Origin of the sequence: Actinomadura meridiana, assembly GCF_039537545.1 — a bacterium.
GTDB lineage: Bacteria > Actinomycetota > Actinomycetes > Streptosporangiales > Streptosporangiaceae > Spirillospora > Spirillospora meridiana.
Genome location: NZ_BAABAS010000006.1, coordinates 668,483 through 683,078 on the forward strand (window position 1 = coordinate 668,483; position 14,596 = coordinate 683,078).

11 protein-coding genes and 2 tRNA genes are annotated in these 14,596 nt (G+C 70.3%); 4 read left to right on the forward strand and 9 right to left on the reverse strand.

Annotation, left to right across the window (positions count from 1 at the left end; all coding sequences use genetic code 11):
* Window positions 1-69 precede the first annotated feature (69 nt).
* Window positions 70-735 (forward strand): hypothetical protein, encoded by a 666-nt coding sequence (locus ABD808_RS16115; protein WP_344896941.1) that lies wholly within the window; start codon window positions 70-72, stop codon window positions 733-735.
* Window positions 728-2,401: an Hsp70 family protein gene (locus ABD808_RS16120; protein ID WP_344896944.1), complete on the forward strand. Its 1,674-nt coding sequence runs from the start codon at window positions 728-730 to the stop codon at window positions 2,399-2,401. Before ABD808_RS16115 ends, ABD808_RS16120 begins: the two co-directional genes overlap by 8 nt.
* 348 nt (window positions 2,402-2,749) lie before the next feature.
* On the opposite strand, the gene ABD808_RS16125 is transcribed toward ABD808_RS16120, so the two are convergent.
* The 5 genes from ABD808_RS16125 to ABD808_RS16145 form a co-directional block, all read right to left on the reverse strand.
* A tRNA-Lys gene (locus tag ABD808_RS16125) sits at window positions 2,750-2,822 on the reverse strand.
* A gap of 70 nt (window positions 2,823-2,892) precedes the next feature.
* Complete coding sequence (locus ABD808_RS16130) at window positions 2,893-3,462, reverse strand: response regulator transcription factor (RefSeq protein ID WP_344896947.1); 570 nt, start codon at window positions 3,460-3,462, stop codon at window positions 2,893-2,895.
* 116 nt (window positions 3,463-3,578) lie between these two features.
* A tRNA-His gene (locus ABD808_RS16135) sits at window positions 3,579-3,651 on the reverse strand.
* Window positions 3,652-3,706: 55 nt separating this feature from the next.
* Window positions 3,707-4,303: an oligoribonuclease gene (gene orn / locus ABD808_RS16140; protein ID WP_344896950.1), complete on the reverse strand. Its 597-nt coding sequence runs from the start codon at window positions 4,301-4,303 to the stop codon at window positions 3,707-3,709.
* A 52-nt stretch (window positions 4,304-4,355) separates the two neighbouring features.
* The gene (locus tag ABD808_RS16145; RefSeq protein WP_344896952.1) at window positions 4,356-5,006 is read right to left on the reverse strand and encodes a pyridoxamine 5'-phosphate oxidase family protein; all 651 of its coding nucleotides are present in this window, start codon (window positions 5,004-5,006) and stop codon (window positions 4,356-4,358) included.
* Between the two features lie 70 nt (window positions 5,007-5,076).
* Between ABD808_RS16145 and pdxR the strand changes: the two genes are divergently transcribed.
* Window positions 5,077-6,480, forward strand: a complete 1,404-nt coding sequence (gene pdxR, locus ABD808_RS16150) for a MocR-like pyridoxine biosynthesis transcription factor PdxR (RefSeq protein WP_425548930.1) — start codon at window positions 5,077-5,079, stop codon at window positions 6,478-6,480.
* Here the strand turns inward: pdxR and ABD808_RS16155 are convergent.
* The 4 genes from ABD808_RS16155 to ABD808_RS16170 form a co-directional block, all read right to left on the reverse strand.
* Complete coding sequence (locus ABD808_RS16155) at window positions 6,463-7,101, reverse strand: hypothetical protein (protein ID WP_344896955.1); 639 nt, start codon at window positions 7,099-7,101, stop codon at window positions 6,463-6,465. The genes pdxR and ABD808_RS16155 overlap by 18 nt on opposite strands.
* A gap of 506 nt (window positions 7,102-7,607) precedes the next feature.
* Window positions 7,608-9,065 carry an RNA polymerase sigma factor gene (locus tag ABD808_RS16160; protein ID WP_344896958.1) on the reverse strand — a complete coding sequence of 486 codons (1,458 nt, stop codon included), beginning with the start codon at window positions 9,063-9,065 and terminating at the stop codon, window positions 7,608-7,610.
* A 209-nt stretch (window positions 9,066-9,274) separates the two neighbouring features.
* Window positions 9,275-10,798 (reverse strand): RNA polymerase sigma factor, encoded by a 1,524-nt coding sequence (locus ABD808_RS16165; RefSeq protein WP_344896961.1) that lies wholly within the window; start codon window positions 10,796-10,798, stop codon window positions 9,275-9,277.
* A 363-nt stretch (window positions 10,799-11,161) separates the two neighbouring features.
* Window positions 11,162-13,447: a substrate-binding domain-containing protein gene (locus ABD808_RS16170; protein WP_344896966.1), complete on the reverse strand. Its 2,286-nt coding sequence runs from the start codon at window positions 13,445-13,447 to the stop codon at window positions 11,162-11,164.
* 202 nt (window positions 13,448-13,649) lie between these two features.
* On the opposite strand from ABD808_RS16170, the gene ABD808_RS16175 reads away from it, so the two are divergent.
* Window positions 13,650-14,537 (forward strand): TrmH family RNA methyltransferase, encoded by an 888-nt coding sequence (locus ABD808_RS16175; RefSeq protein ID WP_344896969.1) that lies wholly within the window; start codon window positions 13,650-13,652, stop codon window positions 14,535-14,537.
* The last annotated feature ends 59 nt before the right edge of the window (window positions 14,538-14,596 follow it).

Consider the following 14,596-nt stretch of genomic DNA (forward strand, 5'->3'; position numbering starts at 1 on the left):
CGTTCAGAGTAATCTACCGGTCACAATGGAGTGAGTTCAGTCGTTCGCTTGGTCAGCGGGAGGTTAGGCGTGCCGTCCGAGGATAAGCAGTGCCCGGCGGAAGCGAACATGGCCGAAACCGGTCAGGAAGGAGGGCCGGCGCCAATCGACGACGAACCGGACGCCGGACCGGACATTTTCGAGGACGGCGCCGCGATCAGCGAAAAGCGGCACCTCATCTCGCTCACCGAGCGGCTGACCGCCGAAATCGCCGACCTCCGGGCGGAGTTCGCCGCCAAGATCCGTTACGACGAGGTGAAGGAACGGCAGATCGCGAGTATGCACGAGGAATTGCAGGATCTGCGCGCGGGCCTGCATCTCCGGCTGCTCCAGCCGTTGTTCACCGACCTCATCTCCATGTACGACGATCTCTGCGGCGTGGAGGCCTCCGGCACCGCGGCGCCGGAGCTCGCGTCGTTCAAGGACGACGTGCTCGAGACGCTGGCACGTAACGGCGTGTCCAAGTTCTCCGTCGACTCGCACGAGGTCGACCGGGCGCGACAGCGGGTCATTCGCACGGCCCCGACCAGTGACGAGAAACTCGACCGGACCATCCGGGGCAGGCTCCGAGCCGGTTTCGAGTACGAGGCCGGGAAAGTGCTGCGACCGGAATGGGTGGTCGCCTACCGATACGCGCCAAATGCGGAGGAACCGGACGCGGCTCCGACCACCAGAGGGGAACCCGGTAATGAGTGACTCCACGATATTCGGTATCGACCTCGGCACCACCCACTCGTGCATCGCCTACATCGACGAAGCATCCGGCAAGCCGATCGTCGTCGCGAACGCGGAAGGCGATCTGACCACACCGTCGGTGGTGCTTTTCGACGACACGGAGACCCGGGTCGTCGGGAAGGAAGCGAAGAACGCCGCCGTCATGTACGCCGATCGGGTCGTCTCGATGGTCAAACGGCAGATGGGCGTGGCCAATTGGCGGTTCCCCATCTTCGAGCAGGATTACACGGCCGAAGAGATCTCCTCCTACATCCTTCGCAAGCTCGCCGCCGACGCCGAAGCCCTGCTCGCGGCGGAGGTCGAGAAGGTCGTGATCACTTGCCCGGCCTATTTTGGGATCTCCGAGCGCGAGGCGACCGCCAAGGCCGGCAAGATCGCGGGGCTGGACGTCCAGGCGGTGCTCAACGAGCCGACCGCGGCGGCGATCGCGTTCGGAATGCACAACGACAGCGACCAGACGGTCCTGGTGTACGACCTGGGCGGCGGCACGTTCGACGTGACGATGATCGAGGTCAGGGACGGCTCGGTCCGCGTCGTCGCCACCGGCGGCGACCACCGGCTGGGCGGGCGCGACTGGGACGAGGCCGTGGTGAACTACCTCGCCGAACGGTGGCAGCAGGACACCGATTCCGCGGAGGACCCGAGAGACTCCGAGGAGACCCTGCAAGACCTGTGGCAGCACGCGGAGGACGGCAAACGGTCGCTCAGCGCTCGGGCGGAGGCCAGGATCATGGCCAGTCACGCCGGTCACCGCGTCGCGGTCCCCTTGACGCGGGAGAAGTTCGATGAGCTGACCGCACACCTGCTCGAACGCACCGTGGAGTACACCAGGACGGTCATCGGCGTGGCCGCGGAGCGCGGCATCGGCTCGTTCGACAAGCTGCTCCTGGTCGGCGGGTCGACCAAGATGCCCCAGGTCGCCGCCCGCCTCAACGAGGTGTTCGGAGTGACGCCGCAGTCGTACGACCCGGACCAGTCGGTGGCGAAGGGGGCGGCGGTCTACGGGCAGAAGCTCATGATCGGCGAGCGGATCAAGGTCGAGATCGCCAAGATCATGGGTGCGCCGGACGCCGGGGCCGATGACGAACAGGTGCCCAGCGAGGTGAAGAAGCAGGCCGTCGGGGAGGTCGCCGCGCAGGCCGGGCTGCGCGACGAGGACGTGGAGAAGTTCGACAAGATGGAGGTGACCAACGTGGCCAGCCACAGCTTCGGCATCGTCGTGCTCAGCGACAGCGAGGGCAGGGATCAGGAGGTCATCTCCAACCTGGTGGTGGCGCAGGACCCGGTGCCGGCCAGCAAGACCCGGACGTACGCCACGGTCACAGCCGGCCAGTCGAGGGTCGACATCCGTGTCATGGAGAACTCCAGCGGTGACGTCACCGTGCCGCTCGCCGAGGGCCGGCCGATCGGCAAGGCGACACTGAAGCTGAGCAGGGGCCTGCCCGGCGGCTCCCCGGTCGACATCACCTTCGAGCTGGAGGCCGACGGGCGCCTCAAGGTCACGGGCCAGGACGTGGCCGACCCGAGTACGGAGATCTCCGCGGTCATCAAGACCGACCGTGGCCTGTCAGAGGAGGAGCTGCGCCTGGCCACGGCACGCGCCCAGGGAATCAGGGTGAACGGCTAGCCCGGCCACCGTGCCGGCACGTACCCCGGCAAGCGCACCCGCGAGCAACGGCCCACAGAAGCACAGTCATCCGCCCCGCTACTGCGCCACGTCCCAGAAAGTCACTGCCTCTCACTCCCGCCATGGAACACCCATTCCAGGGCCGCATCGCTCTACGCTTCGGGTCCAACATCGCTTTGTCCGTGAGACCACAACCTGAATACGCGGCCCCATTGATTACCCCGAAAAGAGGCCCCCCGAGGGGTCTGGGGGAGACCCCAGATCGGGGGGTTTGGGGGGTCGTCCCCCCAAGGGAAAGGCAGAACGCCGGGAAGCAGCCCCAAAGGGCTGCGAACAGGAGGAGGCGAGTGCGCCGTCAGGGACTTGAACCCCGAACCCGCGGATTAAGAGTCCGCTGCTCTGCCAATTGAGCTAACGGCGCGTGTCGGTGGGCCTCTGGCCCTTGCGACAGGAAGAACAGTATCAGGAGCGTCGGACCTGTGCGAATCGGTTTAGTCGCGGGCCGGGAGGACGCTGACCATGCCGCGCCAGAGGGCGATGGCGGTGGCTCGGGAGCTGACGCCGAGCTTGGAGTAGATGCGGTTGACGTGGTTCTTGACGGTCTTCTCGCTGAGGAAGAGCTGGCGGGCGATCTCGCCGTTGGAGCGGCCGGTGGCGATGAGGTCCATGACCTCGGACTCGCGGGCGGACAGGCCGAGGGAGGTGCGGGACGCGTCGCGGACGCTGCGGATGAGGTCGGGGACGGTGAAGGCGCCGGGGACGAGGTGCCCGCAGGCGCCGGCGCGGAGGGCGTCCTGGACGGCGGGGTGGTCGTGTCCGGCGAGGACGAAGACGCGGGACGTGTGGCTGAGCGGGGTGGCGTGCCCGGCGGACGCGGCGTCCAGCAGCACGATGTCGGGGCGCAGGCGTGCGGCCAGGGAGAGAGCAGCGGTGGGGTCCGGGGTCTGGCCGATGACGTGGAGCTCGTCGCTGGCGTCGAGCAGGGAGGTCACGTCAGCGCGGACCTGGGGGTCACCGTCCACCACGAGGACACGCAGTGGGGCGGTCTCGTCGACAGTCATCCGTTGCCCTTGGGTTGGCATGTATAGGGTCGGAGCATAACGGGCCGATCTTCTGGAGTCGATGCGTCCGCCACGTGAAAGGGCCCCGGCCAGATGACCGGGGCCCTTGCGACGAGGGTGAGTGACGGGACTTGAACCCGCGACATCTTGGACCACAACCAAGTGCTCTACCAGCTGAGCTACACCCACCGTGGCCGGGGTCGAGACCCGGCTTTCTGTAGTGTAGCGGTTCCGTGAGGCTGGGTCAGCCTGAGGTGATCCGGGCGGCGACGGCGCGCGCGGTCTCGGAGTCGGGGCCGGGCTGCGGGACGAAGACGGCCGCGCGGTAGTAGCGCAGTTCCTGGATGCTCTCGGTGATGTCGGCGAGGGCACGGTGGCCGCCCTTCTTCTCGGGGCTGGCGAAGTAGGCGCGCGGGTACCAGCGGCGGGCGAGTTCCTTGATGGACGAGACGTCCACCATGCGGTAGTGCAGGTGGGCGTCGAGCGCGGGCATGTCGCGGGCGAGGAACGAGCGGTCGGTGGCGATGGAGTTGCCGCACAGGGGCGTCTTGTTGGCGTCCTTGACGTGGCCCTTGATGTAGTTGAGGACGACGTCCTCGGCCTCGGCGAGAGTGATCCCGGACGGGAGCGCTTCGAGGAGGCCGGAGGTCGTGTGCATGTCCCGGACGACCTGTGTCATCTGCGCGAGCGCCTCGGGCGGGGGCTTGATGACGACGTCGACGCCCTCGTCGAGGATGGTGAGTTCGCTGTCGGTGACCAGGGCGGCTATCTCGATCAGCGCGTCGTTGCGGAGGTCGAGCCCGGTCATTTCACAGTCGATCCAGCACAACCGCTCGTTCATGTGTTCACCCTACGACCATGTACGGCCGCGTGGGTCACCAAGTTGGAACGAATTAACTGGTCACACGGCGGGCGATGTGCTTGGGGACGGCGATTCCCGGACGCAGGACGGGGTCGGGCGAGGGAGTGCCGATCGTCTGCCGGACGGGCAGCGTACCGGCCCAGACATCGAGCGCGTAGTCCTCGTCATCGTCACTGGGGCCGCCCTGGCGGATCTTGACGGACGCCTCGTCCAGGGAAAGGGCCAGGACGGAGGTCGCGGCCATTTCCTTGCGGGTGGGTTGGCGGGCCGTGTCCCATTGGCCGGGGGTCAGGTTCTCGACGACGGCGCGGAGACCGGCCAGCTTCTCGTCGGGGTCGTCCACCAGGCGGGGCGTGCCGAAGATGACGGCGCTGCGGTAGTTGATGGAGTGGTGGAACAGCGACCGGGCGATGATGAGGCCGTCCAGGTGGGTGACGGTGACGCAGACGTCCTGGGACGGCCCGTCCCGCAGGCTGGTCGCTCCGGTGGAGCCGTGGATGTAGAGCGTGTCGTCCAGGCGTCCGTAGGCGGTGGGCAGGACGCGCGGGGTGCCGTCCACGACGATTCCGAGGTGGCAGATCATGCCGTCGTCGAGGATCTCGTGGAGGGCGGCGCGGTCGTCGGAGCCGCGTTCGGGGTGCCTGCCGAGCCGGGTCCTGGGCGTCGAGGAGAGTGTGGTCATGGCCGTTTACGCTAGAAAGGGAAGTGGCCTGGTCGGAAGAGCCACTCACGGCACATAGCGGGAGACCACTTTGTCGATCGACCTGCCCCTCGCCGTCGACCGGGACGGGGACGAGCCGTTGAGCGCCCAGATCGTCCGCCAGTTGCGGGCGGCGATGGGGGAGGGGCGGCTGGCGGCGGGGGAGCGGCTGCCCGCGAGCAGGGCGCTCGCGGAGCTGCTCGGTGTCAGCCGGACGGTGGTGACGGGGGCGTACGAGCAGCTGTACGCGGAGGGCTGGCTGGAGGGCCGCCACGGGTCGGGGACGTTCGTGACCGACGGCGTCGCCGCCCCGCGCCCGGCCAGGCCGCGACCGGTGGAGGCGCGGCCGGCCGCGCCGACGGCCCCGCACGTGATCGACCTGAAGCCGGGGCTGGCCTGGGTCGGGGCGCTCGACACCCCGGCGTGGCGGCGGGCGTGGCGGCTCGCGTCCCGGCTGCCGCCCCAGCAGCGCCAGGATCCGCACGGCCTGCCGGGGCTGCGGGTCGCGCTGGCCGACTACGTCCGGCGCAGCCGGGGCGTGGTGTGTCCGGTGGACGGGCTCCTGATCACGCGCGGCGCGACGAACGGGCTCGACCTGCTGGCCGCGACGGTGCTGCGTCCGGGCGACCGGGTCGGGGTGGAGGAGCCCGGCTACCGGCGTGCGCACGTGGTCCTGGCGGGACGGGGCGCCACGGTGGTGCCGTGCCCGGTCGACGAGCAGGGCCTGGTCGTCGACGGCCTGCCGGACGATCTGCGGCTGGTCTACACGACGCCGTCGCACCAGTACCCGATGGGCGGCGTGCTTCCCGTCCCGAGGCGGCGGGCGCTGGTGGCGTGGGCGCGGCGCTCCGGGGCGATCATCGCGGAGGACGACTACGACGGCGAGTTCCGCTACGACGTGGCGCCGCTGCCCGCGCTCTACGGCCTGGACCCGGACGTGGTCGTCCTGCTCGGCACGACGGCGAAGATCCTCACGGCGGACATGGGGGTCGGCTGGCTGGTGGCGCGGCCCGAGCTGGTGGCGGAGGTCGCGGCGCGCCGGGAGAGCCTCAACGACCGGACGGCGGTCGTCCCGCAGGACGCGCTGCGGCGCCTGCTCGAACGCGGCGATCTCGACCGTCATGTGCGGCGGATGCGCGGGGAGTACGCGCGGCGCCGGGACGTGGTCGTCCGGGCGCTGGACGGGCTGCCCCTGCGCGGCGACACGGCGGGGCTGCATCTCGTCGTGGACGTCCCGGCGGCGGTGGCCGAACAAGTCGTGCGGGTGGCGGCGGAACGCGGCGTCCTGGTGGAGACCCTGGACCGGCACCACATGGGGCCGTGCCGGGAGTCGGGCCTGGTCATCGGGTACGGCACGGCAGCGAGCGCGGCGGAGCTCCGGACCGGCTGCGAGATCGTCCGGACGGTCGTACGGGAGACGGTACGGGAGGTCGCCGAGTCAGTTGGACATCGCTGACCGGCCGACCGAGACGGGTTCGGCGACGGGCTGGATCCGTGCGGGGGGCGGCGGCGCGTCACCCTGCGGCGAGCGCACGGGTTCGGCGTTGCGCGGGACGCGGCGCGACGCGGGCGCGGCGTCCGGGTGGAGCGTGCGGGGTTTCGGGAAGGGCGCGACCGGGGTGTCCGGCCCGGTGATGCGGCGGATGTCGATGCCGCCCGGGTCGGGACGGTCGACGAGCGGCACCTGCGACGCCCCGTAGTGCCCGCCGCGCGCCCACTCCTTGCGGCTACGGCTCGTGTGGTAGGACTGCGGCGACGGCAGCGGCGGCCCGGCGGGCCAGCGGCGCGCGACGCCCCAGGCGTCCAGCCACTGGACGATCGCCTCGATGCCGGTGAGCGGCGCCCCCGTGAACGGCACCCGGGACTGCCCCACCACCATGATCTGCATGCAGACCCGGCCCTCGCGGCCGACGCGGTCACCGAGCAGCCGGGCGGCGCGGGTGGCGGGCAGCAGCTGGACGATCTCGCCGGTGCCGGGATGCCAGACCAGGTGCGACGGCCGATCCTCCTTGATCAGGTCGGCGGCCACCGAGCGGGCGGAGACGGTGCGCGGATCGTATTCGTCGGCACACCACACGGCTCGTGGAGCGCCCCCTCCCAGAGCCCCGCCGTCCTGTCTCGCCGGCATGCGACCGGCTCTCGGCAGCCATGCGTCTGCCACGGTGCGTCCCCCCAATCGGGCGGTCTAGCCCCCGAATGGTCTAGTCCTCGTCGCTGGCCCGGCGGGACCGCAAGAGTCCAGCTCGCCGTCATGGGCCGGTTATGACGGCTATTGACCTCCGCGCCGGGTAGAGACCACTCTGCTCGGGTGTCGTCGCAGATGCGTACCCCGGGTGTCTCTCGAATCCACCTGGCATCCCCCTTTTCCTGAGAGATTCTCGGGGCACCGTCCGGCCGGTACTGGCCTTCCCCATGTTTCCGCAGGTCAGAGCCTACTCTGGAGACCAGGTGAAGCCTTCCTGTAAGTCGGCCGGAAGTGGCCGATGTGTCACAGACAGCACGAACCAGCACGTGACAGGACAGAACAAGGGGTGCGGTCCGAATCGGACCGCACCCCTCGTCAAGGACGCGCGAAGCCGCAGCTCAGCAGTAGTAGGCCACCGACCCGGACCGACCGGGCGACACGGAGACGGATCCGCTCTGACGGCCCAGGCAGATGGTCGGCTCGTCGCGCGACACTGTCACCGTGGCGGTCTGCCCCGCGGCGAGATGCCCGGCCCCACCCGCCTGGACGGGCCCGGACGTGCCGGTCACACGCCAGTTCACGGGGCCGCCGACCGCCGTGATCGTGATCGGGCAGGAGTCGCTCCGGCCCATGTCGCACCCGCTCACGCTGAGGCTGCCGGGCTTCGGCGGTTGGGGCGTGTCGGTGTCGGGCGGCGGCGCCTTGGTGGTCGGCGACTTCGACGGCGACTTGGACGGTGACTTCGACGGCGTCTTCGACTGGGACGGCGTCGGCAGGCTGACCGTGGGCGACGGGTCGGTCGGCGACGCCTCCGCGCCGCTCGAACTCGCTCCGCTGCCCGGCGCCGTCGGGTCGTTCGCCGCGCTGTTCGAGGCGTCGCCGCCGCCGAGCCACGACATCGCCCCGACGAACAGCGCCACCGCGCCGACGGCCACGACGACCGCGCCGATCAGCGGGCCGCGGCGGCGCGGGGAGCGGTCGCGGGAGCGCGCGGGCGACGGCTCGTAGGGGAGCGGCCACCCGTACTCGTCGAATGGCTCGGTCCACGCGGCGATGGCGCGGCGGTTCCCCGCGCGGTCCTCGGCGGTGGCGGCGGTCAGCACGTCCAGCCGCAGGTCGGCGGGGATCGCCGCGATCGGCAGGACGGACAGCAGCCGGTCGGCGGGCAGCGGCGGCGTCTCGCGCTCGCCGCACACCGGGCAGCTCGCGACATGCCGGACGAGCGACGCCGACGTCTGCGGGGACAGCGGCCACGACTCGGTCAGCGCGGAGACGCTCGGGCAGTCCTTCCAGTGGTTCTGCGCGATGAGGGCGGCGTGCAGCGCGGCGGCGAGGTCCTCGCGGGCACGCTCCACCAGCGCGAGCGTCTCTTCCAGCGGCATGCCGAAGACGCCGGACAGGTCGACCTCGTCCAGCTCGTGCCGCACCGACAGGTCGATCGCCTCGCGCTGCCGCCCGTTCAGCGCGGCGAGCGCGCTGTGCGCGAGCAGCCGCCGCTCCTCGCGGCGGGCGAGCTGCTCGTCGGTCAGCTCGTCGTCGGCCTCGGGCGCCTCCTGCCCGGTGTGCCGGTTCGGGCTGTCGCGGCGGCGCATGCACTCCTTGCGGGCGATCGCGTACAGCCAGCCGCGCAGCCGGTCCGGCTCGGTGAGCCGGTCGACGTGCTCGCGGGCGGCGATCACGACGTTGCGCAGCGCCCCGGCGGCCTCCACCCGGTCGCGGAGCAGCCCATGGCAGTAGTCGTAGAGGAACGGCGCGTAGGTGTCGTAGACCTCGGTCAGCGCGATGACGTCCCCGGCCCGCAGCGCGTTCGCGAGCCTGAGGTCGTCGTCCCGGCCGGGCCCTGGCTCTCCGGCCACGGGAACCCTCCCAGTCGAACTCGGTGTTTTCGATCATGCCCCCGTGGGCGCCGACGACGGTCGGCCCACTCTTGGTTGCCTGATCTTGCCACCAAGCCGCTGAGATTTCTCCCTTATGAGTGGATATCAGTGACCATGGCGGTACACGCCGTGGCCGTCTCTCCTAGTGAGACGGGCCCTCCGGACCGAAAATGTGATCTGGGACACGTCTAATTCGGCTCTCCGTTGTTGGGGGTCCCGCTTCCCGGGCACCGCCAGGTGACGTCCGCCGTCTGCTCGCCGGGAAGGAAGGTCACGCGCCCGGACCCGGAATCCGGGCCGTCGCAGTCAGTGGGAAGGGTGACCACCGCGGTGACCGTCCCGCCATTGGGAATCATGCCGCCACTGTTGCCGTAGAGGGGCGGCGGGACCGACACCAACCAGGCTTCGACCGGCCCGCCGACCGCCCTCACCTGGAACCGGCAGGTGTCGCCGGGGCCGAGCTCCCGGCACCGTGAGAAGTCCACCTTCAGGGTTCCGGGCCCGGTCTGCTGCGGCTGCGAGGTGCTGGGCGTCGGCGCCTTCGTGCGGTGTGTCGGCGTCGTCGGCGTCGCCGGGGACGACGTGCTCCGCGACGGCGTCGGGCTGCCGCTCTTCGAGGACGTCGGCGACTGCGACGGCACCTCGGTCTCGCCGCTCGGCAGGCCCGACTCGGGTGCGGGCAACGACGGGTCGCCCTGCGTGCCCTCCGCGATCGGCGAGGTCGCGGGCGAGTCGGACATGACGTAGTACGCCCCCGCCACGATCACGATGACGGCGGCGACGGCGGCCAGGACCGGGAACACCGCCCGCGAGGCGCCCCGTCCGGACGAGGCGAGCGAGGCCGTCGAGTCGACGATGACGGGCCAGCCCCAGGTGTCGAACGGCTCGGCCCGCCGCGCGATCCCCGCGCGGTCGGACGCGAGCGAGGGGTCCGTCGCGGTGACCATGACCAGCCCGCGCAGGTCGGTCGGCATCATCGCGACCGGCAGCACCTGGAGCAGCCGCGCCGCCGACAGCGTGCGGTCGCGCCGCGCGATGCAGGTCGGGCATGTCTCGATGTGGTGGACGAGCTTGCGGATCGTCGGCCCCGGCAGCGGCCAGCCGCCGTCGTCGGCGAGCGCGGAGACGCTCGGGCAGTCGCGCCCGTTGCGCGCGATGGAGGCGGCGGCGAGCGCGTCGTCGAGCCGGACGCGGGCCTCGCTCGTCAGATCCGTCGCGGCCTCGGCGTTCATCCCGAGGACGCCGCCGATCTCCACGACGTCCAGGCCGTGCCGCATCATGAGATCGAGGGACTCACGTTCACGTCCGCGAAGGCCGGCCAGGGCACCGTGCACGAATTGGCGGGTTTCGCGCCGCTGCGCCAGCTCCGCCTCGTCGAGGAAACCGTCCTCGACTTCGGGGGCCTCATGGCGTTCGGTCGGACGGCGCGGGCTGCGCAGCCGTCGCGTGCATTCGTTGCGGACGAGCGCGTACAACCAACTGCGGAACCGGTCCGGTTCGCGGAGGAGGGACACGTGCGCGTAGGCGGCGATGAGCGCGTCGTGCAACGCCCCGGCCGCCTGTTCCTGATCGCGCAACAGCGCGTGACAGTAGTCGTACATACGTGCCGCGTAACGATCCATGACCTGGATGAGGGCGCTTGGATCGCCTGCGGCCAGCGACCGGGCCAGGCGCTCGTCGTCGGCACGATCGAGATTGGGCCATCCGGACACAAGGTCCTCCTGCGGGCTGAGTCAGAATCCTCGCGCGTCAGGGACGGGCTTGAAGATCCGATGGGGAGCAACGCGCTTCCCGGCCGCGGCTTCTGGCCTGCGGCCCGAGAACCGTCCCATCCGGTGCGCCGCGGATCTCGTGCCCGCCGGCCCTCCGGGAATGAGGACGGTTCGCTCTCCCCGTGTACGGGACCGGGGGGAAGCGGGTCGGAGGCCCGACGGCCCCGCTCCCCGTCGGGCCTCCACCTAGATTGACGATCGACCGCCGCGCCCGGTTGACACGGATCGAAGGGAAAAATCAGGAACTACCTGGCGCGGTCGGATGATCACAAAATCGGACGTTCGGGGCATTCTCCCTGGATCTCACTGGATGCGGCGCGACAGCATCCGCAGGAAGATCCTCTGGATCTCGCCGGGGGTCATGGCGATCTGCACGCTGCCACCCGTGACCTGGGCGATCTGCTCCAGCTCACCCCGGTCCACGCCCTTGCCGAACCCGATCATGTTGACCTGGATCGGCTTGTTCGGGTCCTGCGCCTCCTTGAGCTGCTTCAGGGTCGCCTGGAGCGTCGGGCCGCCCGGGTCGTCGTTCTTCCCGTCCGTCAGCAGCAGGATCGAGTTGCCGAACTCCGGTTTGTAGGTGTCGTTCATCATCCGGTACGCGGCCAGCATCGTCCGGTACAGGCCCGTGTCGCCGTTCGGCTTCGGCCGCATCTGGTTCAGCGTCGACAGGACGAGCTGACGCCGCGTGTTCGACCCGACGCGCTCGCCGAGCGGCCCCATCGGCACGACTTCCTTGTACGGTTCGTCGCCGTTCATGTTCGTCGAGAACAGCCATTGACCGAGCTCGGTGTCGTTCGACATCATGCTCAGCCCTCCCTGCGACACCTGCGCGATGGCCTGCAACCGGTTCACGTTCGGCCCGACCTGTTCGGCCATCGACCCGGACACGTCGATCAGCGTGAGCATGCGCAGGCCGAGCGTCAGCTTCGACCAGGCCTGCATGGTCCTCGACACGTCCGCGCCCTTCGGCGCCGGAAGCCGCCGTGGCCGGGCCGGGTTGACCCCGGTCTTCTCGCCGAAACCGTTCGGCGCCTTGCCGTCCGGTGTGCGGAACCCCTGCGCGAGGACGTCGCCGCGCGTGGCCTCGGTCGTCATCGCCTTCTCCAGCAGGCGCGCACCCGCTTGCTTGGACGCGTCCTCGGTGGCGACGGTGAACGGGTAGTCCATCGACAGCGTGCCTTCGAGCGGATACAGCGCGACCGCGGGTTCCTCCGGCCCGCCCCGGTTGTAGCTCCACAGCGCCTGCTCGGACGACAGCGAGATCGGCTGCTTCCCGGTGCGGTCCCGGCGGAACTGCGCGAACTCGTCCTTCACCGAGGAGACGGTGCTCTCCCGGACGGTGCGGACGATGCCGGTGAAGATCGCGTCCCGGTTCGGGTCGTTGGCCAGCAGCGTGCTGGTGATCATCAGCGAGCCCATGCCCGCCGCGTTCCGCGTCGGGTCGGGCACGATCAGCCGCACCGTCCCCGCCGGGATCATCTGGTTCTTGGTCACCGCCCCGCCCGCGACGCCGCCCGCCGCCTTGAGCAGGTTGTCCCAGGACGGGGTGGCGGTGATGCCCTGCTGCTTCAGCTGTGACGCCAGCGTCCGCGGCAGCCCGACGACGATCGGGCTGGACGCGACCGACGTCCCGGCGGACAGGGCGGCGCCGTCGTTCCCGCCGCCGCCGCTCGGCCGGGCCATCGAGAGCCAGAGCGAGGAGTCGGGGATCCACACGTCGGGACGCTCGTTGGACGAGTTCGCGACGCTCTGCCCCGACAGCAGCGTCGACACCGCCGACGGCTCCGCGCTCTTCACCGTGGCCTTGACGCACCTGCCGTCCGCCACGCGCCTGCTGTCGTTGAAGCGTACGGCGGCCTTCCGCACGACCGGCGCGATGTCCGGCGCCGCCGCGACGGTCAGGTTGATCGCGTCGCTGCCCGCGCAGCCGCCCCCGCTCTCCGCGAAGGCGTACACGCCGACGCCGAGGAGCACCGCCAGCCCCACGGCCCCCGCCATCGGCCCGATCAGCGCGGTCACGCTGCGCTTGCGCCTGCGCCGCCCGTACTCGTAACCACCGGACCCGCCCGAACCGCCACCATGACCGCCCGACCCGCCGCTGCCACCGCCACCGCTGCCGCCACCGCCGTACGCCCCGTAGCCACCGGACCCACCGATGGGGTCGTACTCGCCATAGGTCGTCGGAGCGGGCGGCGGCGGACGCTCGGGCGGCGGCGGACCCTGCCGTCCCGCGGGCGCCGCCGTCTCTTCGCTTCCCGGCCCGTAGATCGGATACCCGCCAGGCTCGTATCCACCAGGTTCGTATCCACCGGGCTCGTACCCGCCGGAGCCGTACACGGGCTGCTCGCCCGACGCCATCGGCGTGAACCACTCCGGTGTCGCACCGGACGGCGCGGACGGATACGGGGCCGGGTTCGGCGGGGACGGGCCCGTCGGCGGCTGGCTCGGCGGGGGTTGCGGGCCCTGGCCGTCCCTCGTCCCGAACCAGTCGGAGGACCCGTCGTTGGCGGGGCCGAAGACGGGCGTGGACGGGTCGTGGCCCCCCTCGTCCGCCCCCTCGGGGAAGCCGTCGCGACGTCCGCTCATGCCCCTGCCCTCGATTCACCCGAAACCAGCCGATATTTCTCGGCACTGTAGTAGTACGAGTAGAGGTTACAAAGAACTCAAAGGTGATAATGACGCAGGTCATCAGCGCTTTGCGGGACGATCACGGCACCGTGGCCGCTCCGTTATTCGATCAAGGAAGGTCCGGTCCGGCACGACCCGGCCGCTGCGGGAGACTTGGGGGATGGCCAGCCTGGTTCCCGTCTCCGACCCCGCCGATCCGCGCCTCGCCGACTATGTGCGGCTCCGCGACGTGAACCTGCGCAGAAGCCTGGAGGCCGAACACGGCCTCTTCCTCGCCGAGGGGGAGAAGGTGATCCGCCGCGCGGTCGCCGCCGGTCACCCCGTCCGGTCCCTGCTGATGGCCAAGCGCTGGTCCGAGCCGCTCGCCGACGTCCTGGACGGCCTGGACGCGCCCGTCTACATCGCCGACGAGGCCGTACTGGAGTCGATCACCGGGTTCCCGGTGCACCGCGGCGCGCTGGCGTCCCTCGAACGCCTCCCGCTCCCCACCGTGGACGCCGTCCTCACCGGTGCCCGCCGCGTCATCGTCTGCGAGGACATCGTCGACCACACCAACGTAGACGTCCCTGTGCAACACACACAGACACCTCGGCGCATCCTCGTCCTAGAGGATCTTGTCGACCACGCGAACGTGGGCTCTATATATAGGTGTGCCGCAGCGCTCGGGATAGACGCGATCATCCTGTCCCCGAGGTGCGCCGATCCCCTCTACCGCCGCGCGGTCAAGGTGTCCATGGGCGCGGTCTTCGCGATCCCCTACGCCCGCATGACCAACCGGCACGATGACCTGGCCAAACTCCGCACCGCTGGCTTCACCCTCCTGGCCCTCACTCCCGACCAGACGGCCACACCTATATATAGGGCATCGAGGGGCGACCGCGTTGCCCTCATGCTGGGCTCGGAGGGCGACGGCCTCTCGTCCCACTGGCTAGGCGAGGCGGACGAGGCTGTGTGCATCCCCATGAGTCCAGACGCCATGTCCGCCGGAGTCGACTCCCTCAACGTCACCGCAGCAGCCGCCATCGCCTGCCACACCCTTATGCGATAGCAGCGGCGACGCCGGATTAGTCTCCGCTATGTCACCATGCCACGAACACGTGCTGTGAG